The sequence below is a fragment of the Bacillus yunxiaonensis genome (genome assembly GCF_037104695.1).
GTDB classification, from domain to species: Bacteria; Bacillota; Bacilli; order Bacillales; family Bacillaceae_G; genus Bacillus_A; species Bacillus_A yunxiaonensis.
Window position 1 is genome coordinate 217,915 of record NZ_JBAWSV010000004.1, and the last position, 23,626, is coordinate 241,540.

Sequence of the window (23,626 nt, forward strand, 5' to 3'; positions counted from 1 at the left end):
AATCACGTTCGAATTGTTCGTTTATACTATAACAATTCGTGTATATAGGCCCTAACATATATCGAAAAATAAAGAAGAGAGGAATCGTTCTCATGTTAGGTTTTCTGACATTAGGTTTATTTTTGTCAAGAAAAATATTTGCACAGAGGAAAATTTATTTAGTTGTCAGATTTCTATTTTTGTCTTATCATTTTAATAGGGGCGAAAGTATTGAATAGTCTCATAATATTTAATACTGTGATTTTTGTATTTTATAGAAAAATAGAATATGAAAATTAAGAACATCTAAGAAGGGGGTTGCAGCAAGTATGAAAAGAATTGGACTTGCATGGCAAATTTTAATAGGTCTTGTAGTTGGTATTGCTGTAGGGGCAATCTTTTATCACAATCCGATGGTTGGTACTATTCTAAAACCGATTGGTGATATTTTTATTCGTTTAATTAAAATGATTGTTGTGCCGATTGTAGTAGCAAGTATTATTGTTGGTGTTGCCGGCGTTGGCGATGTGAAAAAGCTTGGACGTTTAGGCGGAAAAACAATTATTTATTTTGAAATTATTACAACAATTGCGATTGTTGTTGGTTTATTAGTAGCAAACGTATTCCAGCCAGGAAAAGGCGTGGATATGTCACAGTTACAAAAAACAGATATTTCTAAGTATGCAGCTACAACAGAACAAGTACAGCACCATTCATTTGCTGATACATTTGTAAATATTGTTCCGACGAATATTATGGATTCATTGGCAAAAGGTGATATGCTTGCAATTATTTTCTTCTCTGTATTATTTGGTTTAGGAGTAGCTGCGATTGGAGAAAGAGGAAAGCCAGTTCTGAATTTCTTCCAAGGTGTAGCAGATGCAATGTTTTGGGTGACAAACCAAGTCATGAAGTTCGCGCCGTTTGGTGTGTTTGCGTTAATTGGCGTAACGGTTTCTACGTTTGGTGTAAAGTCATTAATTCCATTAGGTAATTTAGTTATTGTTGTATACGGAGCGATGATTTTCTTCGTTGTTGTTGTATTAGGTCTTACGGCAAAATTATTTGGAATTAATATTTTCCAATTCTTTAAGATTTTAAAAGATGAGCTTATTTTAGCGTATTCTACAGCAAGCTCAGAGACGGTTCTACCAAAGATTATGGAAAAGATGGAGCGTTTTGGCTGCCCGAAAGCAATTACGTCTTTCGTTATTCCAACAGGTTATTCATTTAACTTAGATGGTTCAACATTATATCAAGCAATTGCCGCTCTTTTCTTAGCACAAATGTATGGTATTCACTTATCAATTACACAGCAAATTACATTGCTTCTTGTATTAATGGTTACTTCAAAAGGTATTGCCGGTGTACCAGGTGTATCATTCGTTGTATTATTAGCAACACTTCATACAGTAGGTATTCCGTCTGAAGGTTTAGCGTTTATCGCTGGTATTGACCGTATTTTAGATATGGCACGTACAGCAGTAAACGTAGTAGGTAACTCATTAGCTGCAGTTGTTATGTCTAAATGGGAAGGACAATATGACGCAGAAAAAGGACAAGCTTATTTGAAAGAGATTTCAGAGAAGCAAGCAGCTTAAATTACAACAAAACCCTCACGTATAACGTGAGGGTTTTTCTATGTGAAAGGGATGGCTGCAAATGAAACAAAAATATGGAGATGGATCATCATGGAAACGGCTAATTGATAGAGCAAATTCAGTAAAAAAGGTACAATATGGTATGTTAGTATATTACATATAAAACAAGTGAAAGAGCCTAGCTACAAGCAGTATCATAATCGAAAGGTTTGTATTGCAAATAACGACTATACTTGGGTACAGTATTTCATAAATGGAAAAAATTTTGCGATTACAGCTATGTTAAATGAGAAAAAAGAGCTTGTACAATATTATATGGATGCTTCAAAAGAGTATAAAATTGATACAAGAGGAATGCCTTATTTCGATGATTTATATTTAGATGTTGTACTGTTACCGAATGGTGAGATGTATTTACTAGATGAAGATGAGCTAGAAGAAGCGTATGCAAACGGAAATATTTCAAAAGAAGAGTATAATGTAGCCTGGGATACGGCAAAGTGGCTTATGGAAAAAATTGAAGAAGAACATTTTTTATGGTTTTCAATTTTAGAAACAGAAATTTTGAAAATAAAAGATATTATTTAGTTGCATGAAATGTTTGGTTCACTCGTAACTTTGTATAAATATCAAAAAAATACCAACTATTTTGATAGAAATAATATTTGACATTTTCTTTTGCAGCGAGTAAAGTAATAAAGGATTGATTTACACAAAATATAATATGAAACCTTCTTATCAAGAGAGGCGGAGGGACTGGCCCTACGATGCCTCGGCAGCGGACTCATGTAGAGTGCTGTGCCAAATCCAGCAAGCGATATGCTTGATAGATGAGAAGAGTGTTTCTTATATGATATATAAGACCTCTTCTCTTCAGAAGAGGTCTTTTTCGCTCTTGTGAAGGAAAGGTTTAGAAATAGGAGAGGATATTACTTTGGAACAAACAAAAGGAAATGGATGGGCATTATTGCCACTTGGTATATTTTTAGCACTATTTATTGGTTCTGGTGTGATTACAGGAGATTTTTATAAGTTACCAATCGTAGTAGCTATTTTAATTGCAGTTTCTGTTGCATTAGTAATGAACAGAAAAGAAAACTTTACGACAAAGGTTGAACGTTTTGCTAAAGGGGCTGGCAATCCAGATATCATGATTATGGTATTAATCTTTGTATTAGCAGGTGCATTTTCTGAAACGGCAAAAGGTATGGGTGCTGTTGAAGCAACAGTAAACTTAGCACTTACTATTTTTCCACAAAGCTTGTTAGTTGCTGGACTGTTTATTATTGGTGCGTTTATTTCATTAGCGATGGGAACGTCAATGGGGACAATTGCAGCATTGGGGCCAATTGCAGTAGGAATTAGTGGGCACACGGATATTTCTATGGCACTAGCTATGGCGACAGTTGTTGGCGGAGCGATGTTTGGTGACAATTTATCCTTTATTTCAGATACGACAATTGCTGCGGTGCGTACACAAGGAACGGAAATGAAAGATAAATTTAAAACAAACTTCTTGATTGTATTACCAGCTGCCATTATTACGAGTATACTTTTAATCGTTCTTACGTTAGGAACTCATACAAATATGACAGCACATGCGTTTAACTGGGTGAAAATTTTACCGTATGCAGGGGTGTTAATTACAGCGCTGCTCGGATGTAACGTACTAGTTGTATTAACTGGAGGAACAGTGTTAGCTGGTATCATTGGCATGTTAGATGGAAGCTACACATTAGCGAGTTTCTTTAAAAGTATTACAGTAGGAATTAATGGTATGATGGAGATGGTATTATTAGCGATTTTAATAGGTGGAATGGTTGAAATTATCCAATATAACGGCGGTATTCAGTATTTAATGAATATACTAACGCGTAATATTCGTTCGAAAAAAGGTGCAGAATTTGGAATCGCTGGTCTTGTAAGTATGACAAATATGTGCACAGCAAATAATACGATTTCTATTATTTTCACAGGCCCACTGGCAAAAAATGTTGCAGATCAATACAATATTGATCCGAAAAAATCTGCGAGCTTGTTAGATTTATTTTCTTGTAGCGTGCAAGGGTTAATCCCGTACGGTGCGCAAATGTTAACAGCGGCAGGATTTGCTTCACTTTCACCAGTTGAGTTATTACCGTACTCATTTTATCCAATGTTAGTTGCGGTTTGCGGTATTATTTCAATTGTAATTAATTTTCCGCGTCTTTCACCTGTAGTTGAAAAAAAGGAATATCATAAAACAGCATAAATAAAAAGAAGATGTCTTGCAGAAGACATCTTTTTTTATTTATCCCGCATTAACAGGCAGTAAGCCCCCGCTGATGGAAGCTTCACTACATTTCATTACAGTAAAAGTCTGAAAGAAAATAGGACTTAAGTCTGAGAAGAAAACAGTTCTTAAGCTCGTTATAGAAAAATGAAGAAATAGTTAAGATAAGAGTATCAAAACGAAGGGAGGCAAGCACAAGATGAAACAATTTTTAGCGTTTATCGCAGCCGGTATTTTGGCTTTGATTGCTCTTGGTAGTCTTGCTGGTATTGTAGGGTTAGCAATTGGAGCAGGGATTGTGTACTGGAGCTATAAATCATTTGTGCGAGCACAATCATTTTTTGGAAGGTTAGCTTGGGGTATTGTCGGTTTAATCGGCTTGTCAATCGCCCTTTCTCATTCCCCAGCATTAATCGGTATCGTAGCACTAGTAGTTCTATACTACGGATACCGTGAGTGGAAAAAAGAAAAAGATGTAGTAGTAAATTCTGCTTCAGAAGGTTCTAAACCATATAGCAACTTTGAAGATGAGTGGAACAAATTAATGAAAAATAACTAATATTAAACAACTAAAATAATAAAGTAGAAGAGAGGAAGATTTAAAATGAAACAATCATTATTCGGACGTGTACGTGAGGCAATACTTGCAGATTTTCATAATGCTTTAGACGAAAAGGAAAGAAAAAATCCAATTGCGATGTTAAACCAATATTTACGTGATAGCGAGCGTGAAGTAACAAAAATTGAAAAGCTAATTCAGCGACATAAAACATTAAAAGCTAACTTTGCTCGTGAACTTGAGCAGGCTCGTTATTTCGTAAATAAGAGATCAAAGCAGGCAATAATTGCAAAAGAAGCAGGGGAAATACAGTTGCATGAACGTGCATTAGAAGAAGTAGCATACTATGAAGGGCAAGTAGCTCGCTTAGAAGAAATGTATGCAGGTGTAGTGGAACAAATTGATGAGTTAGAACGTCGTCTTTCTGAAATGAAAAACAAGCTAAGAGAAATGAATGCAAAACGTATGGAATTAATGGCACGCGAAAATATGGCACATGCCAATCGTCGTATGAATACGGCTCTTCATAAAATGGATGAGAATAATCCATTCTTACGATTTGAAGAAATTGAAGAGCATATTCGTGATTTAGAGCTTCGCATGAATGAAGATCATGAACGTGATACATTTGATATGAAAATTGCAAAGCTTGAGCGTGAAATGAAAGAAAAAAATGAACTATCTTTAACAAAAGAATCAGTAAAATAATTGTAGTACATTATAAAACAAGCTTATGATATAGTGATAGAAGAAAAGGTGTTGGAATGCAATACCTTTTTCTTCTGTTTATCCCGCTATTCGCGGGCGGTAAAAACCCTACCTCAAGATTCAAAGAGAGACGAGGAAGATAGATGGGAGATAACTGCTGGCATGCGCCCGATTGGGCAGGATTTCTATCAGTGGGGGATGAAAAAACACTGATGGAAATTTTACTTTATATATGAAAAAGAAAGGGGAGCTGAGATGAAGAGACAATTTTCAAAAACACAATTTGTAGGGATGCTCCTCATTATATTTGGATTTGGTCTTGTTCTTGATATGATTCTCGGACATTTTGAGCCGGGTGCCCTTGTTTTTGCGTTTATTATGATTATGTTTGGAAGGCATTATAGAAAAAAGAATCGGTATGTGAGAGGGAATGTGTTTTTATTTGTCGGAGGACTCATTTTCGTATTCTTCCTGTTTTCATCAGCAGCCTTCGTGCTTGTCCTATTTGCTTGTTTAGCTTTCGTTGGTTATCAACTTATGCAAGGTCAGCAGAAGTCAAAAATAGTACAGGTAGAAATTAAGGAAAAAGGATATATAAATGAAGAAAAACAAATCTATCGAACAGAACCGTATCTTAAGAATATAATGGTTGGTAACGTGCGAATAATGGATCATATTTATGAGTTAGAAGATATTAATGTCCAGTATGGAATTGGTGATGTTGAAATTGATTTAACAACAGCCATGATTCCAGAAGGAGAAACCGTCATTGTTATTCGTGGTGTTATTGGTAATATTCGTTTGTATGTTCCATATGATATTGAACTATCTTTAAATCATTCTGTTATTATTGGAAGAATTTTGCTTCCGAATCATGAAGAAACAGGTTTTAATCGCAATGTAACATTTAAAACAGAACACTATAAAGAAGCTCCTAGGCGTATTAAAATTATTTCTTCGCTTATCGTAGGCGATACGGAAGTGAGGAAAGTATAATGAAGAGACAAAAGAATATTTCATGGATGTATATTCGCTACTCTATGTTATCTGCTAGTAGTATTGCATTTATTTGCACCATTGTATATGTATGGAAAAGTGGGCAATCTGTATACGATTTATTATGGAAAGAATCTATTGCTTCTGTCCCAATTGGATTGTTTCTCATCTGTACGAGTCTTCTCATTGGTGGAGTTGTTGGGTATGCAATTGGTTATTATATGCAGCAGCGTATCCAAGGTTTAACAACTTTTTTATTTGAAGTAGAACGAGGAAATTTTCCAAAGGATGCTTCGTTTACTGCAGAAGATGAATTCCATGAAGTGGAGCGAAAGGTAATTGTACTTGCTAGGAGATTAGAGGAGCAAGCGGGATTATTTCAAAAAGTAACGAATGAACGTGCACATTGGAATGAAGAAATGAGACAAAAGGTTATTTCAGAAGAGAGACATCGTTTAGCCAGGGAGCTTCATGATTCTGTAAGTCAACAACTCTTTGCTATGTCGATGATGATGGCGGCAATTAACGAGCAAACCTCTAATATATCAGAAGCTACTCAAAAACAATTGCAACTTGTTGAAAATATGGTTGTAAATGCCCAATCGGAAATGAGAGCATTGCTTCTTCATTTACGTCCTGTTCAATTAGAAGGAAAAAAATTAATAGAAGGTATTGAAGAATTATTAACGGAGCTTTCAAGAAAACAACATATGAAGATTGAATGGTTGATTGAGCCAATTCAATTGAAAAAAGGTGTAGAAGATCACTTATTCCGTATTGTACAAGAAGCGTTGTCAAATACACTGCGACATGCACAAGCAAAGAAAACAGAAGTAAGGCTGCGTCAAATTGATGAGTATGCAATTTTAAAGATTATTGATGACGGCGTAGGTTTTGAAGTAGGCGTTAATAAAGCTGGATCATACGGTCTTCGTTCCATGCAAGAACGTGTCCATGAAATTGGCGGAACTTTAAAGGTATTAAGCTTCCCGAATAAAGGAACGCAAATTGAGGTGAAAGTGCCGATTCTTATAGATAGAGAGGAGGAACAGCATGATTAAAGTATTGCTCGTTGATGATCATGAAATGGTTCGTATGGGTGTATCTGCTTATTTATCAACTCAGCCTGATATTGAAGTTGTAGGAGAAGCAGAAAACGGAAGAAAAGGTTCAGAATTAGCATTATCATTAAAACCAGATATTATTTTAATGGATCTTGTTATGGATGAAATGGATGGTGTCGAGGCAACGCGTGCGATTATTCAAGAATGGCCGGAAGCGAAAATTGTTGTTGTAACAAGTTTTTTAGACGATGAAAAACTGTATCCAGTCATTGAAGCTGGTGCAACTAGTTACTTATTAAAAACATCAAGAGCAAGTGATATAGCAGATGCAGTGCGGGCAACATACGATGGAGAAACAGTGCTTGAACCGAAAGTTACCGGGAAAATGATGTCACGTATGCGTCAAAAGAAAGAACAGTCGCTACACGAAGATTTAACAGAGCGAGAGTTTGAAATTTTATTATTAATTGCACAAGGAAAGAGTAATCAAGAAATTGCAGATGAGCTATTCATTGCTTTAAAAACAGTAAAGACTCATGTAAGTAATATTTTAAATAAATTACATGTAAGTGATCGTACGCAGGCGGTTATTTATGCATTTCGCCATCAGCTTACAAAATAAAAAAGGCCGGAGAAGAGCCTTTTTATTTTGCATTGCTTTATGTGATTGTAGTTCTGTAAACAAATATCCAACGACTGCACCAATAATAGTTTGTAAGAGCCATCTAATTCCTTTGTTATATAAAGGTAGATAGTTTTAACAAGTTTTTTATGATGTCAATCCATTTTTTGAATATGATTAGCTTGAATGTTTTCTAAAGATGGAGTAGAACGGATGAAATTTACAAATGCTTCTTGATCTGTCGGGCCTTCAACGCGATTCCGTCCCTTTTGAAAAATTGTAAACTTATCTCCTCCGTTTGCCAGAAAAGAATTTACTACGACAGAGTATGTTGCATCATCTTCGAGTAGTTCACCATTTTCTAGTGTAATTGATGTTAACTTATTTTCTTTCCACGTGTAACGAATTCCAGATACTTGTAACATACGTATTTCGTCATTCCATTGTTCATTCAGGGCATACCGAATTTCTTTACCGGTTAAATCCATTTTAATGAGTTTATTTTCAAAAGGTTGAATGAGAAAGGTATTTTCCCATGTAATGAAACCAGCGGGTAAGTCATGGCGAATACTGCCGGGATTGACAAATGCAACGTCAGCTTGCATAGCTTGACGCTGAGAGGCAGCAAGAAGAGCACCAAGATCTGCTTCTCCGTTTCTATTTTGATCTCGTGTCAGCTTGTGTACGCTTTTTCCAAGTATTTGCTCGGTTGATGGGGAGATTTTTGTTTGATAGCTCTGTAGCCATGTTCGGATAATTGGATTAGGTTGTATTTGATTATGATAAGTAGGAATGATCTTTGCGGTTTTTTTTGTAATATCTTTTGTTTTGCGATTGATTGTGAGCTGCACATCCGCGAGAGCCCTTCCGTAAGAATACGCTTCAACGAGTAGTTTTCCATTAACATATCCATTCATATAAGAATGATTATGTCCACCAAATAATATATCTACATCATCATCAAGTTTGCTTGCTAAATCAGCAAGTGGCCCGTAAGTAATTCCATCTGTTGTCTTACCATCTAGATGAGCAAGAACGATAATTGCATGGATACCTTTTTGCTGCAATTCTTGTACATATGTTTGAATGGCAGTAGCTTCATCTAGAAAAGTGACCGCTGAAATATCATTGTGCATAGTAAGAAATGGTGTATCTTTTGTTACGATGCCAATAAAAGCAATTGGGATACCATCAATCCACTTAATCGCATATGGTGGAAATAGAGGTTCATTTGTGTCAGTAGCTACTACATTCGCACAAACATAAGGAAAAGAGCTACCCGGAAACATACCTGTTTTCGGATGAAAACCGCCATCAATTAGTCGCTTTAGTTCGTCTATACCTTTGTCAAATTCATGATTACCAACTGTTCCGACATCAAATTTCAGCATATTTAAAAACTCTATTGTTGGTTCATCTTGAAAGAGAGCAGAAATGGGAGGACTTCCACCGATCATATCACCGGCATGAACAAGTAAGGTATGGGGAAATTGTTCTTTATATGATTTGATGTAGGAGGCTATATAATCGGCGCGGCCAGCAGGTTGTCCGTGCAGCATTGTAGTTGTATTGATTTGTCCGTGCAAATCATTTAATCCGATTATTTGCACCCGTATTTCGGAAGGTTCTGCAGTGGAAAAAAATGAAGAAAGAGTTATAGAAATGAGAAAAGGAATACATAAAAGAAAGTTAATCATGTTGTCACCCCTTTACATATATTGGTGTTTTTATTGTAATAGAAGGACAACATTTTATTTTATTAAAAAATCGTAAATTTTTTGTGGAGATTATAAGATTTTTTATCCCGCTATTCTTGGGCAGTAGGCCCGCCCCTCAAGATTCAAAGAGAAGGGAGGAAGATAAGTGCAGGGAGTTTTCATGAAGAAAAGAAGGATTTATTGTTCAGTGTAGAGAATAATGTAATCATCCACTCGCTGGAAAGAACAGACAAAGCAGAGGTGACGAAGATGCTTGTAATGGGTGTATTGTTATGTATTACTGCAATTTGTGGTTTTATATGGTTATATTATTCTCGTTCGCTTAAACAAGCAGGAGTGTTACTTTTTGATAAAGGTAGTTTGTTTGCAAATCAATCCAGATTTTTAGTATGTTCGAAGTGTGGTAGAGCACAGGCAAGAAGCGGTGGATATCAAGAGTGTTGCCGAACAAGGTTATGAAAGAGTAGCAAGCCTCACATATTGTGAGGCTTGCTACTCTTTCACGGCTGTCCAAATAGTCCACCGATCCTGTTCTATAATAGGGGATTTATTATGAAGTTTAGATTGAATATGCTGTAATAATTGAGAGAGCTCGTCGTCCGATAATTCATGTAAAATAGAGCGACCTGTCCGAGGGGATAAATCTTGAAGTAAATTTTCAATTGAAGGATGGATTTTACGAACTTCCCAAAGAGTTTCAATAGGATTTGTATGGAAGCCGCTGTCGTGTAACCAATGCAGTATTTGATTTGTTTTAGGTCTTCGTTTTGCTTCTGTATGGATTAATTTTGGATAGCAAGAAAAGAAATAGCCGCGAATATGTTCTGGACTTCCTGGAATTGTGCAATCTTCAATTGTTCGATCCTGGAGAATAAGTATACCGTTTCGCTTTAAAGTTCGATATGCTTCTTGTAAAAATTGTGGAATATGCTCTAGATGATGAATAACAGCTCGGGATATAACAATGTCAAAGGTTGCATCTGCAAAAGGAAGGTTATGAGCGTCGCCTTGTACAAATGAAACATTTTGTATGTGAGCGCAATTTTCCTTGGCAGCTTCGAGCATCTCATTTGAAAAATCAAAACCAACTGCTTCAGCTGCCCCCATCATAGCGAGTTGTTTTGTATAAATACCACCACCGCATCCAATATCAATCACTCTCTTTTCTTTGACGTTTACAATATTTTGAATCATAAATGTCCATGAATCTGTTGCTTGACGATTTGTATACGTATATTTATTGTTTGGACTGTGAAAATCTATTGGCATGCTGTAAGCCCCCTTTCATGTATATTATATCCGATTTTGTTTGTTAGGTTGATTTTGTTTTCTTTTGAGAACAATAAGCTTTTCTTATTTTGAGAAATGAGGATGGGAGCAATGCGAAAAAAATGGTTATTCATGTTCGTTCTTTTCTTACTAGTTGCATGTAACCAAATGGGGAAGAAAATAGAACAAGGTGAGAAATCAGCAAAAGAAGCGGGGAGTGTTATGGAAGAGAACATACAAATAATTGTATCCAAAACAGGACAAGAAGAAAAAATATTGAAGGATGAGGAAGCGAAACTTATTGCAAATATTATAAATAAAGCGGAAAAACAAAATGTAATAGGTGAATTAGGTGAACCAGAATATGTGATTACCATTAAGAAAAATGGACAAGAAGAAAGGTATAAAGCTTGGCTTCGTACAGAAGCGAGAACAGGTTGGTTACAAAAAGAAACAGATACAAAAAATTTCTACCTTATATCAAAGGTGGATACAGAGAAGCTGCTTTCTTTATTTCCAACAGCACCTTCAACACAAAATGGGGTAGAACAACCATCAACTATAACTGAAATTACTAAAAAAGACTTACAAATTACGCGTTTTCACATTAAAACAAAGGAAAATACAGTGCATTATACAGTATATTACACAATTTCAGATGCATTATATAAAAAACTAGAAAAAGAAAAAAACTATTATTTCCAAATATATTTTCCACCGAAAGCACAAAAGATAATAAATAAAGAAAAAAGTGAACAAATTCAAGGTGAAATAGTAAAAGAAGGATATAAACAGTATGAAGTGAATTTTTTAATTCCTGTTAGCGACATATCATCGTCTCAGCTAAAAATGTTAGAAACGTACTATGACCAATATGATTTAAAAATGTTTAATTATAAAAAAGAGGAGATTGGTGCGTTTCAAAATATTATTCAAATAGTGAAAGAATATGGAGAGAAGATGGATTTACAAAGGTAAAGTTTTTTCTAGGAAATGAGAAAAAGAGTGATGAATAAAATCTCATCACTCTTTTATTTTGTTTTTGTTGACGGTTCATTCATAGATTTTCGCGTAATGAAATAAGCGATAATAAGTGCAGAAAGGATAATGGAGCTAATAAAAATATTGTTTGGCAGCCAATCCAATAGTAATACATGTCCAACAGTATAAAAAATAAGCATAGAAGCTAGAAAAGATAAGGCACCGATCATAACAGCTTGTAATGTCACTGTTTTCACCTCCTTGCATGTATAGTATTGGCTAAAAATGGATGAATTAAACAGTCGTTCCCAATAAAATTAAAATATATGGCATAATTAAGAAGAAAAAGACTATTGGTAAGGAGAGGAATATGAAACAAAATACAAAAGGATTATGGGGAATCGTTGCAGCAGTTGGTGTTTTTCTGTTATCTAAATTAAAATGGGTATTTGCTATTGTGAAACTAGCAAAGTTTTCGACTATATTTAGTATGTTGTTATCTCTTGGTGCTTATGCAGCGATATATGGATGGAAATTTGGTGTTGCGCTTGTATACTTATTACTTATTCATGAAATGGGCCATTTGTGGGCAGCGAGAAGAAAAGGGATTGCAACATCACCTGCTATTTTTATCCCATTTATGGGAGCGGTTATAGGAATGAAAGAATTGCCTAAAAACGCAAAAGACGAGGCATACATTGCATATATGGGACCGTTATTTGGTTTATTTTCTTTTTTGCCAGCAATTCCGCTATATATGATAACAAAAGAACCGTTCTGGGCACTTGTTATTGTACTTGGTAGTATGATTAATTTCTTTAACTTAATTCCCGTATCACCACTCGATGGTGGACGAATTGTTTCTGTTGTAAGTACGAAAATTTGGGCGCTGGGCCTAGTTATATTACTTGGTTATGCAATTGTACAAAAAAGTATTTTTCTTGGATTTATTTTTGTATTAGGTTGTTTAGAATGGCACAGAGTATCAAAGCGAAATCAACCAATCCAAGAGCTTGGTTGGAAAATAGATACCGTAAAAGAATATATTATACGTTTGAAAGACGAATTGAGAGAAACAGGGGCACTTCATCGCACCATCTATATGATGCATCATGAAGTGATGATGCTTAGTCAAAAAGAACGAGATAAAACATTAACAAAAGAAGAACGTCAAAGAAAAATAGCATTAGATTACTTGCATCTTAAATTTGAACCACTTGATTACGTACCGTATGAAGAGGAAAGAGAACAGTACCTTTTATTGATGCAAGATGCATTAGTAGTGTCAGAGCGAAAATTACATAAGTGGGAAAAAGAAAAAGAACAATATGAAACATACTATTCTGCAAATATAGAAACACGTATAGGTATGTTCATTTTGTATGTGTTATTACTTGCAATACTTGGATATGCCACATATCAAGGAAATATTATCTTACAAGATCAACTTCCGACACGTAATTTGTAGAAAAACGTTGTCGAAATGGTAAGAACAGTTTATACAGGAATCCCTACTTCTTTGTAGAATATTACAAATATTATATTTTATAGAAATAAATGTAATATTTACATAAAGAAAAGGAGTAGGGTGTATGAAAAAAATGTGGAATATACTTGGAATTCTTATTTTCATGGGAATCACTAGTTACGGTTTAACCAAATTTTTTGTACACTATGCGAGTAAGCCGGTTGGTGTAGCGGCAATGCCGAAAGTAGAAGAAGTCAATGAGACGAAAGAAGTGCTACAATTTATTCGTACGACACACGAAAGTTATAACAACTTTTTAAATTATGGAAAAGCAGAAAAATATACAGATGGAGATTGGAATCATTTCATTAAATGGTTTCAAGAACAGGAACATTCTTTAAAAGATGTTGAGACAAAAGTGAAAAACAAGCAAATAAAACGAGATGTGAAACGAAGTTATGAAATTTTGAAAAAAGGGGTAGCAGCTCGTAATATTGAATATATCACTTATGCGCATCGTGTATATCATGACTTAGATATTATTGTAAATAAATATACAGGTGAAACGAATATTTGGGGGTATACAGAGTTTGGAAATGGGAAAGATGTGAAAGTAATAGAACAGGCATTACAAGCGCAGTAAAAAAGGCATACTTAGTATGTCTTTTTATTATTGATGTTACTTTAATATACAGTAACATTCTTCTCAATCCTACGAGGAATTTCTTAAAGGAGATAGAGGGTGTCATTTATCCCGCTATTCGGGGGCAGGAAGACCTCATCTCAAGATGGAGAGACAAGTACAGAAGATAGGGGAGGGGACACTGATTAAAGTTTCCTTAATGACGTTTTTCACAAAACCATCATGTTTATAGTGATTAAAATCACAACTCATATCTTTGATATCGTATACAATGGAAATAGTTAAGGAAATAGAGGAGTGGATAGTATGTTAAGTCCAAAAACAATTGAAATTGTAAAATCAACTGTACCGTTATTACAAGAAAAAGGTGTGGAGATTACAACACGTTTTTATCAAATTATGTTTTCTGAGCATCCGGAACTATTAAATATTTTTAACCATGCAAATCAAAAACAAGGGAGACAGCAGCAAGCATTAGCAAATGCAGTATACGCAGCTGCTAATTATATTGATAACTTAGCGGTGATCATTCCAGTTGTAAAACAAATTGGACATAAACATCGTAGCTTAGGTATTAAAGCAGAACACTACCCAATTGTTGGTAAATGCTTGCTACAAGCGATTAAAGAAGTAGCTGATGCCCCGCAAGAAGTATTAGATGCTTGGGGAGAAGCTTATGGTGTGATAGCTGACGCATTTATTGGTATAGAAGCAGAGATGTATGAAGAAGCTGCTGAAAAAGCAGGCGGCTGGAAAGATTTCCGTAATTTTATCGTTGTGAAAAAAGAAAAAGAGAGTGATGTGATTACATCCTTTTATTTAAAACCAGAAGATGGGGGAGCGCTATCTTCATTCTTACCAGGACAATATGTAAGTGTACAGTTAAATATTGAAGGAGAAACATATACACATAACCGTCAGTATAGTTTATCAGATGCACCTGGAAAGGATTATTACCGTATTAGTGTAAAACGTGAGAAAGGTGCAGAAGGTCTAGATGGAATGGTATCGAATTATTTACATGATCATGTAAATGAAGGAGATATTTTACCGTTAAGCGCACCAGCAGGAGATTTTGTACTGAATACTGATTCACAGTTACCAGTTGTATTGATTAGTGGTGGTGTAGGAATTACACCAATGATGAGTATGTTAAATACATTAATTGAGCAATCGTCAAACCGTAATGTATACTTTATTCACGGCGCGTTAAACAGTGATGTACACGCAATGAAAGACTATGTTGCAAATGTAGCAAAAGAGCATGAACAAGTAAAAGTATATACTTGCTACTCTAATCCAACTGAGCAAGATAAGAAAGTAAAAAATTATGATAAAGAAGGCTACATTGATTTAGCGTGGTTACAAACTATTATTCCTTCCAGCGAAGCGGATTTCTACTTCTGTGGACCGGTGCCATTTATGAAGCATATTCATGCAGCTTTGACAGAATGGGGCGTGACACCAGAGAATATTCATTTTGAATTCTTTGGGCCAGCAGCTAGCTTACAATAATGAAAAAAAACGAGGTGTTAACTCACCTCGTTTTTTGTTTGTTCTCGAAGTAGACGATTTACAGTTTCACGGCGGATGCCAATGAGTTGACCGATTTCTGTTTGGTTTAAAATTTCATAGATTGGAATGTCTCCTAAATATGTTGTAAACCATTTTTGTAAACGAAGTAGCCTCTCTTTTGGAGAAACGGTTGTAAGCTGATCAATACGCTCTTGCATCATTCGTAATTTTGTTTGCAGCTGAAGGGCGATATCGGCATAAGATTCGGGATTTGCATGTAATTGTTCATACCATGCGTTGCATAAAATTGGCTCTACTTCTGTCTTAATTAAAGCGATTGCAGTTCCATGATATTCTTTTGGAGAGATTAAAGAGTGGTGAGGGATCGTTTCACCTGGAACAATAATATTAAATAAAAAAGACGTGCCGTCTTCTTGGAAGCGAACTACTTTTAATAGACCGCTTTTTATAAAATATAGAGGGCCTTCCTCTCCTTGACGAAATAGTATTTCTCCTTTATGTAAAATCAATGTAAGCACCTCTTTATATATTGCTTTTCATTTTATTATAGAGGAATTGTTTGTATAAGACTATTTTTGTGAAATGCAGAAGCAATGTTATAGCTTTATTTTGCAATTTAGTAATCTCTTGCTAATGGAAATGTCAATTTATCTAAAAGAGCATTTCACATAAAGTCCATCAATTTTATTGACGAAATATATCATATTACAGTAGTATACTGTTTAGTGTGTATGTGTAAGGACGGTACTAGAAAGGAATATTTTTTAGGGGGCATACCATGTTAGATGAAAAAATGACTGATGTGAAGATTTCAACAGATGCAGTGATACATGTGGAAGAAATGAAGGGTGGAGTTGTTCTATCGGTCGAAATAGATGGACAAATCATTTATACGATGGCTTATGATGAAGAAACAGATAGTTATGCAGAATTATATGATAGAAACGATAAACGGGCAAGAAAAGTCCATGAAGATTTTATGGGATGGTCGCTTGTACACTGACGGAAATATAACAAGCCGAGAAATGCTTCTCTTTATTTAGGAGAGAAGCATTTCTCGGCTTGTTTTTTGTTTACCCGGCTAAGAGATCGCCACCTCAAGATTGAGAGAAAATCGTTGTCCAGCTCTAGCGGCTAGAATCTCCGGTCGTTTCGCCCCCTCGGACGAGGCAAAAAGCGCCTATCTGCCTTGGGTTCCAACGTTCTGCGGTTCTGGGCGAGCCGCTTCCGCTTTTCTACAGAAGATAGGTGGGGGATGGCAAAATCCCCACGGATGAAAGTTCCACTTTATAAATGTAAAACAATGAAATTGTATATATAATGTAATAATTACATATGATTTGCAACATTCACTTCTATATTGTTAGGGCATTGTAAATGTATATGTTGCTTTTTTTCGGTATGATAAAGCAAATGGGATTCTCCATCCCCTGCTAATGGAAGTTTCGCTTTAAGACCTCCACCTCAAGATTCAGGGAGGATCGTTGTCCAGCTCTAGCGGCTAGAATCTCCGGCCGTTTCGCCCCTCGGACGAGGCAAAAAGCGCCTATCTGCCTTGGGCGTGGGCGTCCTGTGATTCTGGACGAGCCGCTTCCGCTTTTCTACAGAAGATAGGTGGGGGGAACTGCTGGCATGCGCCCGATTGGTGACGGAAGTTTCACTTTATTTTTATCTACTAAATTCAGGATGAGTCTTACTGTACGTTAGAGTAGGATAAAATACAAAAGATGTAACAAATATAGGAGTGATTATCTTGAGGAATTTACGCATTTCTAACTTTATCTTACTTTGTGCCTGCTCATTATTATGTATTATGTTAGGAGTGTTTTTTTACACATGTATATAAAAGAAACGCATTCTAAAAGAATGCGTTACAAAATGGAACTAATAATCATACGTGCACCGAGAATGATTAAGGTAATGCGTAATAAATTGATAATAGCCTTACCGCTTAGTTTTGTATTAATATAAGCCCCAATTTTCCCGCCAATCCATGCTCCGGGGATTAACACAAGGGCATAGAGCCAGCTTACATTACCAAGTGAAATATGAGTTGCTGAATTTACAATTGCAGATAAAAAAACAATAAACATTGATGTAGCGACAGCGATTTGGGCTGGAAAGGCAAAGAGAAGCATCATCGCTGGGACTAATAGGGCACCTCCACCAATTCCAAATAAACCAGAAATAAAACCTACACCAAATGAAATAATGGTAGCAAGAAAAGGTGGAAACTGATAAAACATGGTCTCTCCTTCAGAAGTTGTAAAGGAGCGTTTAATAACAGAACTGTTTGAAAGGGAAAGGGGCTTCATTTTATCTTTTAGCATCAGTAAAATGGATACGAAAATAAGAAAAATTCCAAAGTATAAAGAGAAAGAATCTTGATTTAAAAATTTATTTGCCCATGATCCGATAATTCCTCCAGGACCACTCCCAATAAATAAAATAAGGCCACTTTTGTAATCAATTCGCTTATGCTTCATGTATGTGAGGGTAGAAGCCAAACCTGTAAATACAACAGTAACAATTGAAGTACCAACAGCCAATTGGGGAGAAAGAGTATGTAAGCTAATCAGTAGCGGAACGATAATGATTCCCCCACCAAGACCAACTAGACTTCCGATTGTACCTGCTAATAATCCAACAAATAATAGCATAATATATTCCAACTGTAACAACTCCTCTTTTGCAACAAATACATCATATATTATACAATGTTTTGAATCAGAATGACGTGAGTTCACAAAAAAGTCGTCTTCTACATAAGAAGACGACTTTTCTTTAGAACATAAGGTTTAATACGTAATAGCATAAAGCAGCTAATGAAGCTGAAATTGGGAGTGTAATAACCCATGTAATTAACATGCGTTTTGCTGTTCCCCACTTTACACCTTTTACGCGATGTGAAGAGCCAACACCTAAAATAGAAGATGAAATAACGTGTGTTGTACTTACCGGTAAATGAATGAAAGTTGCACCGAAAATAACAATTGATGATGATAAATCAGCAGCTACACCATTTACAGGGCGAATTTTCATAATTTGTCCACCGACGGTTTTGATAATTTTCCATCCACCAATAGAAGTACCAAGACCCATTGCAGTCGCACACGCCAATTGTACCCAAAAAGGGATATCTGTTGAAGTATGATAATTATTTGCGATAAGGGCCATTGTAATAATACCCATCGCTTTTTGAGCATCGTTTGTGCCATGTGTATAAGATTGCAATGCGGCTGTAAACACTTGGAATAAACGGAAATTTTTATTTGTTTTCGTCAGATTGAAATTTTTAAAGGAAACTTTAAAAATACTATATACGATAAAACCAATGACGAAAGCGATAATCGGTGAAATAACTAAAGCTTCAATAATTTTAATGAAACCTTTATAATTTAATGAACCAAAACCAGCAGCAGCGATAGCTGCCCCAGCAATAGAACCGATAATTGCATGAGACGAACTACTTGGAATTCCATAGTACCAAGTAATTAAGTTCCATGCGATAGCAGCAATCAGCGCTGCTAAGATAACGACACTACCATTTGGTAATGTAAATGGATCGACAATATCTTTTGTAATAGTTTTTGCTACACCCGTAAATGTCATTGCACCTAAAAAGTTCATAATAGACGCCATAAGAATGGCTTGTCTTGGCTTTAAAGCCTTTGTTGAAACAGCTGTTGCGATAGCATTTGCTGTATCATGGAACCCGTTAATAAAGTCGAAAGCTAGAGCACAAATGACAACTAAAACGGTTAAAATCAAGAGTGTATCCATGATCAAACTCCTTATGCGTTCTTCATAATAATTGTTTCTAAAACATTTGCTACGCTTTGACAGCTGTCAGCAACTTCTTCTAATTCTTCGTAAATTTCTTTGTATTGAATAATCTTAATTGGATCTTTCTCACGAGAGAATAGATGCTTAATAGCATGTCTACGAATATCATCACATTTTGATTCGTAATCTTTAATTTTGATCGCATTTGTACGAATATCGAGTAGTTTTTTATTGGACATCAACTCAATAGACGATGCAATTTCAATCGCACACTGATTAATTGCATCAACGAATTTAATCATGTATTCGTCTGCTTCTGTAATAGAATACATTTCAAATAGACCTGCACTATGATCTAATCCGTCTAATACATCATCCATACTCATTGCAAGTTGTAAAATGTCTTCACGTTCAATTGGAGTGATAAATGCTTTGTTTAATTCCATAATGATTTCGTGAATAAATGAGTCACCTTTTGACTCATACTCTTTCATGCGCATGGAGAATTCTTTTAAATCACTTGCGTTTTTAATTTTATACTCCACAAAAAATTGTGCGCCTTCTTTTAAATTTTCAGAGATATTCGTTAGCATTTCTGAAAATTTGTCTTTTTTCGATTTGAAAACCATATTGTTACCCCCACCAAAGAATAGTTATGTAAAGCATATTGGCTAGTTCATTCTATCAAAAAGCTGTCGGTTTTTAAAACATTTTATCGAAAAGTTTACAAAAACTTAACATTAGACAAGTTGAAAAATTAGTAATGTTAACACTTTTTTAGTAATTCTTGTACTTATAGAATGTCCTTTTCATACAAAAAGTATGAAAAGGACAGCTTAGACTTGACGAACTATAACGATATCAGAGAAAATTTGTAAAGATAAAGATGTTACTCATATATACATTTGAAAGTAAGGTAGAGGAAGTGAATGAATGAAGTTGAACAGCACTCAATTACAAAGTATACGAGAGTGGTTCAAAACAAGAAAAAAATTGCGAATAGTATTGTTGATTTTAGGAAGTTTTGGCTTATCTTTGTTTATCTTTGTAAACATTATGATTACAATTCAAGATATATCGGCATTAAAACATGCAGTACCTCAGCCAACAGTGATTTATGATGCAAATAAGCAAGTAGCAGCAAAATTGTCTTCTTCGAAAATGGAGGGAATTAAACGTAAAGATATCCCAGACGTTATGACTCAAGCTGTTGTTGCAGTAGAAGACCAAAAATTTTATAAGCATCGCGGCATATCTTATAGCGGAATTTTTAACGCTATCATTAAAAATATAACAGCAGGAGAAGTTGTTGCTGGGGGCAGTACAATTACACAACAGCTTGCTAAAAACGTATTTTTAACACAAGATCGCACGTTTTCAAGAAAATTCAAAGAGTATTTTATTACAAAGAAAATTGAACGCACATATACAAAAGATGAAATTATCGAAATGTATTTGAATCAAATTTATTTTGGTGAAGGAGCTTGGGGAATTAAAAAGGCTGCGAAGACGTATTTTGATAAAGAAGTCAAAGACCTGACGATTCCTGAAGCTGCCACCTTAGCTGGATTAATTAAAGCACCGTCTACGTATTCACCGTTTAAAAATTTTAATAAATCGATTACAAGAAGAAATGTTGTTCTTTCTTTAATGAAGGAACAAGGATATATTACAGACAAACAATTTCAAGTAGCGAAAGATGAAGGGCTTTCGCTTCACCGTGGTGTCGAAAGTCAATATAAGGGGAAATATCCTTACTATGTTGACTATGTTGTTCGTGAGGCAATGAACAAATACAACTTGACACAAAATGAAATTTTATCAGGTGGTTATCATATTTACACAGAATTAGATCCAAAGATGCAACAAGCGGCAGAAGATGTTGTGAATAATGATCATTATTTTCCAAAGACTACTTCTGATCAGATTATGCAAACAGGTGTCGTACTCATGAATCCCAAAACGGGTGGTGTTCCGGCGCTTGTAGGAGGACGAGGACCGTATCAATTTTTACAGTTTAATCATGCATCGCAATTAAAACGCCAGCCAGGTTCAACATTAAAACCATTAGCAGTGTATACACCAGCATTGGAACAAGGATATGAGGTTTATGATGTATTAAAAGATGAACCACTAGACATTAATGGATATTCACCGAAAAATAGCGGCAATATATACCATGGTAATGTGACGATGTATGAAGCACTTGCTAACTCCTATAATGTACCCGCTGTTTGGCTATTAGAGCAAATTGGTCTGGAAAAGGGATTGAAGTCTTTAGAACGTTTTGGTATTCCGCTTCAAGATAATGATCAATCTTATGCGTTAGCGCTAGGAGGGATGAGTGAAGGAACATCTCCACTTGTCATGGCACAAGCGTATGCGACCTTTGCAAATGATGGTGTACAAATGGAAGCACATGCGATTCGGGAACTTCAAGATAGTGAAGGGAATACAGTAGGGAAATGGTACAAAAAGGAAGTTCATGTTACTGATGAAAAAACGGCCCAAAAGATGACGTATTTATTACAAGGGGTTGTAGAGAAAGGAACGGGAGAAAAGGCAAAACTTAAATCTGTAGAGACTGCTGGGAAAACGGGTACAACACAACTTGTAGATGGCCCGAGCAGCGGTGCAAAAGATTCATGGTTTGTTGGTTATACACCAGAATTGGTTGCATCCATTTGGGTTGGCTACGATAAAACAGATAGCGAACATTTTGTTCCTGGTGGTAGTCAAATAACGACGACGATGTTTCAAGATATTATGAAAAAAGCAATTGGGCAGCCAAGTCAAAAAAACTTTGATTTGTCGCTTATACCAGAAGCTGAGTATACAAAACAGTTACAAACCATTGAAGAAGAAAAGAAGCGAAGAGAAGAAGAGAAAAAACGACAAGAGGAAGAAAAGCAGAGAAAAGAACAACAGGAAAATTGGATGAATAAAATAAAAGAATGGATTCCATTCTTTTAAGGAGTAAATCCCAGATTATAAAATGAGTAATCTGGGATTTACTTATATTTTTATTTTCTAGTACATGAGCCGTTATCGTCTTAACGGCGTTTTTTGCAACGTTTGCATTTCTTTTTTTGGTTGTTATCGCTATCGCTATAGCTATTGCGTGTTTCATTATCATCATTTTTATTATCATTATTGTTATTATTGTTATTGTTATCATTATTATCATTATTATCATTGTTATCATTATTATTGTTATAGTTCCAACGCATACTTTGAACATGGAACGTTGGTACATACGTAACCTGACCATCAACCTCAAGTAGAATATGATCTCTAGTACGACCGACAATAGTTCCTTCTATTTGTTTCGGACCTTGATTGAATTGAACTGTTTCTCCTTTTAGACGGTTAATAACACTTCCAAAACGGTTTCCGCTCACAATGATAGGGGCTTCATATTGGTTATTTTGGTTATTTTGATTGTTGTTTTGTTCATTATCATCTGATTCTTCAGAGTCATCTTCATATTGCTCGGCAAAGCCATTAATGTGGTGTAACGGATAGTAAACAACACCATCGTCATTTTGTACGACACAAAAATCATTTTGAACTTTTAATAATGTTCCCTCTGCTTTTTCTGGACCTCCTAAATTAACCTGAACGTTTGTGCCAATTAAATTTTTGTAATTTCTCATCGCATTTCGAGAATAATACGACTGATTGAACTGATTGTATGGATACATCATACATAATTCCTCCTTAATGTAAGTTCTCTCTCTTTAAATCATTTGTCGATATATGATATTCATCTTTGCAGGACAAGACCTAGGATACTTGACTAATTTATAAAAAATGTGCTTATACATAGAAACAAGCACCCTTTTAGATTAAGGGTGCTTGTTGAGTTGAATATTTATATTTTTATTTATACTGTGCTCGGTTTCGGTTAACGGTGTATAGGAGATGACGATGTTTCCTTTAGCGGTTGGCTCATAAGCAAGATCGTCATAGTATTGACCATTATTTTTATTATGGATTGTAAGTTCAATTGAATCGAGTTTTGCTTGTGCATATCTTTCTTTGATTTGCTTCGCAATTATTTCTAATTGTTTATACGAAGTGGCATCGGTAATCACCATCCCCTTCATAACAACCTTCTCTTTATGCGTATCATGCATTAGGGGTATATGATTTTGTTTTGTATATAGGATGTCATAGGGTACGGTACCTTCATTTGAGGCTGCTTTTGGTTTATTGTATTCTCCAATTAAAAAGAGTGCAAAACATAGCGTTATACATGACATAAAAATAATCCAAAAACGGATAGATGATAATACTTTCATCTGCATTCACCCTCGTTTCGTATAAGTTCTTACATATGTAGTATACAAAATGAGCGTTAAATTAACGTTAAGCTGCGGTAAAGAAAAGTAAAGAAAGAGAGTTTTGTGTGTAGAAAAACT

The 23,626-nt window shown here is 35.4% G+C and carries 23 protein-coding genes, 1 pseudogene and 1 riboswitch; of the genes and pseudogenes, 15 read left to right on the forward strand and 9 right to left on the reverse strand.

The window, feature by feature from the left end; translation table 11 throughout:
• The first annotated feature begins 308 nt into the window (after positions 1–308).
• The 8 genes and pseudogenes from gltP (at position 309) to WAX78_RS13270 (ending at position 7,801) form a co-directional block, all read left to right on the forward strand.
• Positions 309–1,580 carry a glutamate/aspartate:proton symporter GltP gene (gltP, locus tag WAX78_RS13235; RefSeq protein WP_336482728.1) on the forward strand — a complete coding sequence of 424 codons (1,272 nt, stop codon included), beginning with the start codon at positions 309–311 and terminating at the stop codon, positions 1,578–1,580.
• Between the two features lie 61 nt (positions 1,581–1,641).
• Positions 1,642–2,168: pseudogene (locus WAX78_RS13240) on the forward strand (ribonuclease FAU-1 family protein).
• Between the two features lie 144 nt (positions 2,169–2,312).
• A riboswitch (SAM riboswitch) is annotated at positions 2,313–2,417 on the forward strand.
• A gap of 97 nt (positions 2,418–2,514) precedes the next feature.
• Positions 2,515–3,831: a Na+/H+ antiporter NhaC family protein gene (locus WAX78_RS13245; protein WP_336482729.1), complete on the forward strand. Its 1,317-nt coding sequence runs from the start codon at positions 2,515–2,517 to the stop codon at positions 3,829–3,831.
• A gap of 220 nt (positions 3,832–4,051) precedes the next feature.
• Entirely contained in the window at positions 4,052–4,411 is a 360-nt protein-coding gene (locus tag WAX78_RS13250) for a lmo0954 family membrane protein (protein WP_336482730.1), read from the forward strand.
• A 45-nt stretch (positions 4,412–4,456) separates the two neighbouring features.
• Positions 4,457–5,119, forward strand: a complete 663-nt coding sequence (locus WAX78_RS13255; RefSeq protein WP_336482731.1) for a PspA/IM30 family protein — start codon at positions 4,457–4,459, stop codon at positions 5,117–5,119.
• A 255-nt stretch (positions 5,120–5,374) separates the two neighbouring features.
• Complete coding sequence (liaF, locus tag WAX78_RS13260) at positions 5,375–6,115, forward strand: cell wall-active antibiotics response protein LiaF (RefSeq protein WP_336482732.1); 741 nt, start codon at positions 5,375–5,377, stop codon at positions 6,113–6,115.
• Positions 6,115–7,176 carry a sensor histidine kinase gene (locus WAX78_RS13265; RefSeq protein WP_336482733.1) on the forward strand — a complete coding sequence of 354 codons (1,062 nt, stop codon included), beginning with the start codon at positions 6,115–6,117 and terminating at the stop codon, positions 7,174–7,176. The genes liaF and WAX78_RS13265 overlap by 1 nt, the downstream gene beginning before the upstream one ends.
• Positions 7,169–7,801, forward strand: a complete 633-nt coding sequence (locus tag WAX78_RS13270) for a response regulator transcription factor (RefSeq protein ID WP_336482734.1) — start codon at positions 7,169–7,171, stop codon at positions 7,799–7,801. Before WAX78_RS13265 ends, WAX78_RS13270 begins: the two co-directional genes overlap by 8 nt.
• A gap of 155 nt (positions 7,802–7,956) precedes the next feature.
• On the opposite strand, the gene WAX78_RS13275 is transcribed toward WAX78_RS13270, so the two are convergent.
• Positions 7,957–9,498, reverse strand: a complete 1,542-nt coding sequence (locus tag WAX78_RS13275) for a bifunctional metallophosphatase/5'-nucleotidase (protein WP_336482735.1) — start codon at positions 9,496–9,498, stop codon at positions 7,957–7,959.
• A 270-nt stretch (positions 9,499–9,768) separates the two neighbouring features.
• On the opposite strand from WAX78_RS13275, the gene WAX78_RS13280 reads away from it, so the two are divergent.
• Complete coding sequence (locus WAX78_RS13280; protein ID WP_336483020.1) at positions 9,769–9,978, forward strand: hypothetical protein; 210 nt, start codon at positions 9,769–9,771, stop codon at positions 9,976–9,978.
• A 33-nt stretch (positions 9,979–10,011) separates the two neighbouring features.
• Here WAX78_RS13280 and WAX78_RS13285 read toward each other — a convergent pair whose 3' ends face one another.
• Complete coding sequence (locus WAX78_RS13285; RefSeq protein WP_336482736.1) at positions 10,012–10,788, reverse strand: class I SAM-dependent methyltransferase; 777 nt, start codon at positions 10,786–10,788, stop codon at positions 10,012–10,014.
• Between the two features lie 111 nt (positions 10,789–10,899).
• Between WAX78_RS13285 and WAX78_RS13290 the strand changes: the two genes are divergently transcribed.
• A complete protein-coding gene (locus tag WAX78_RS13290; RefSeq protein ID WP_336482737.1) occupies positions 10,900–11,766 on the forward strand; it encodes a hypothetical protein in 867 nt (288 codons plus the stop codon).
• Positions 11,767–11,819: 53 nt separating this feature from the next.
• Here the strand turns inward: WAX78_RS13290 and WAX78_RS13295 are convergent, their stop codons facing one another.
• Positions 11,820–11,999, reverse strand: a complete 180-nt coding sequence (locus tag WAX78_RS13295; protein WP_413789198.1) for a hypothetical protein — start codon at positions 11,997–11,999, stop codon at positions 11,820–11,822.
• A gap of 140 nt (positions 12,000–12,139) precedes the next feature.
• Here WAX78_RS13295 and WAX78_RS13300 point away from each other — a divergent pair, with 140 nt between their 5' ends.
• The 3 genes from WAX78_RS13300 (at position 12,140) to hmpA (ending at position 15,395) form a co-directional block, all read left to right on the forward strand.
• On the forward strand, positions 12,140–13,237 hold the full coding sequence (locus tag WAX78_RS13300) for a site-2 protease family protein (protein WP_336482739.1): 1,098 nt from the start codon (positions 12,140–12,142) through the stop codon (positions 13,235–13,237).
• Between the two features lie 124 nt (positions 13,238–13,361).
• Positions 13,362–13,880, forward strand: a complete 519-nt coding sequence (locus tag WAX78_RS13305; RefSeq protein WP_336482740.1) for a hypothetical protein — start codon at positions 13,362–13,364, stop codon at positions 13,878–13,880.
• A 306-nt stretch (positions 13,881–14,186) separates the two neighbouring features.
• On the forward strand, positions 14,187–15,395 hold the full coding sequence (gene hmpA, locus WAX78_RS13310) for an NO-inducible flavohemoprotein (RefSeq protein WP_336482741.1): 1,209 nt from the start codon (positions 14,187–14,189) through the stop codon (positions 15,393–15,395).
• Positions 15,396–15,412: 17 nt separating this feature from the next.
• Here the strand turns inward: hmpA and WAX78_RS13315 are convergent, their stop codons facing one another.
• A complete protein-coding gene (locus tag WAX78_RS13315) occupies positions 15,413–15,925 on the reverse strand; it encodes a Crp/Fnr family transcriptional regulator (protein ID WP_336482742.1) in 513 nt (170 codons plus the stop codon).
• 269 nt (positions 15,926–16,194) lie between these two features.
• Here WAX78_RS13315 and WAX78_RS13320 point away from each other — a divergent pair, with 269 nt between their 5' ends.
• The gene (locus WAX78_RS13320; RefSeq protein ID WP_336482743.1) at positions 16,195–16,419 is read left to right on the forward strand and encodes a hypothetical protein; all 225 of its coding nucleotides are present in this window, start codon (positions 16,195–16,197) and stop codon (positions 16,417–16,419) included.
• 868 nt (positions 16,420–17,287) lie between these two features.
• Here WAX78_RS13320 and WAX78_RS13325 read toward each other — a convergent pair.
• The 3 genes from WAX78_RS13325 to WAX78_RS13335 all read right to left on the reverse strand — a co-directional run bounded on the left by WAX78_RS13325 (position 17,288) and on the right by WAX78_RS13335 (position 19,831).
• Positions 17,288–18,088, reverse strand: coding sequence for a sulfite exporter TauE/SafE family protein (locus WAX78_RS13325; RefSeq protein WP_336482744.1), 801 nt, complete (start codon positions 18,086–18,088; stop codon positions 17,288–17,290).
• 112 nt (positions 18,089–18,200) lie between these two features.
• Positions 18,201–19,199: an inorganic phosphate transporter gene (locus WAX78_RS13330; RefSeq protein WP_336482745.1), complete on the reverse strand. Its 999-nt coding sequence runs from the start codon at positions 19,197–19,199 to the stop codon at positions 18,201–18,203.
• Between the two features lie 11 nt (positions 19,200–19,210).
• Positions 19,211–19,831 (reverse strand): DUF47 domain-containing protein, encoded by a 621-nt coding sequence (locus WAX78_RS13335; RefSeq protein WP_230573966.1) that lies wholly within the window; start codon positions 19,829–19,831, stop codon positions 19,211–19,213.
• Positions 19,832–20,135: 304 nt separating this feature from the next.
• Here WAX78_RS13335 and WAX78_RS13340 point away from each other — a divergent pair, with 304 nt between their 5' ends.
• Positions 20,136–22,175, forward strand: a complete 2,040-nt coding sequence (locus tag WAX78_RS13340) for a transglycosylase domain-containing protein (protein ID WP_336482746.1) — start codon at positions 20,136–20,138, stop codon at positions 22,173–22,175.
• 80 nt (positions 22,176–22,255) lie between these two features.
• Here WAX78_RS13340 and WAX78_RS13345 read toward each other — a convergent pair whose 3' ends face one another.
• A complete protein-coding gene (locus WAX78_RS13345) occupies positions 22,256–22,909 on the reverse strand; it encodes a hypothetical protein (protein ID WP_336482747.1) in 654 nt (217 codons plus the stop codon).
• A 141-nt stretch (positions 22,910–23,050) separates the two neighbouring features.
• Positions 23,051–23,506: a hypothetical protein gene (locus WAX78_RS13350; protein WP_336482748.1), complete on the reverse strand. Its 456-nt coding sequence runs from the start codon at positions 23,504–23,506 to the stop codon at positions 23,051–23,053.
• Positions 23,507–23,626: the final 120 nt, after the last annotated feature.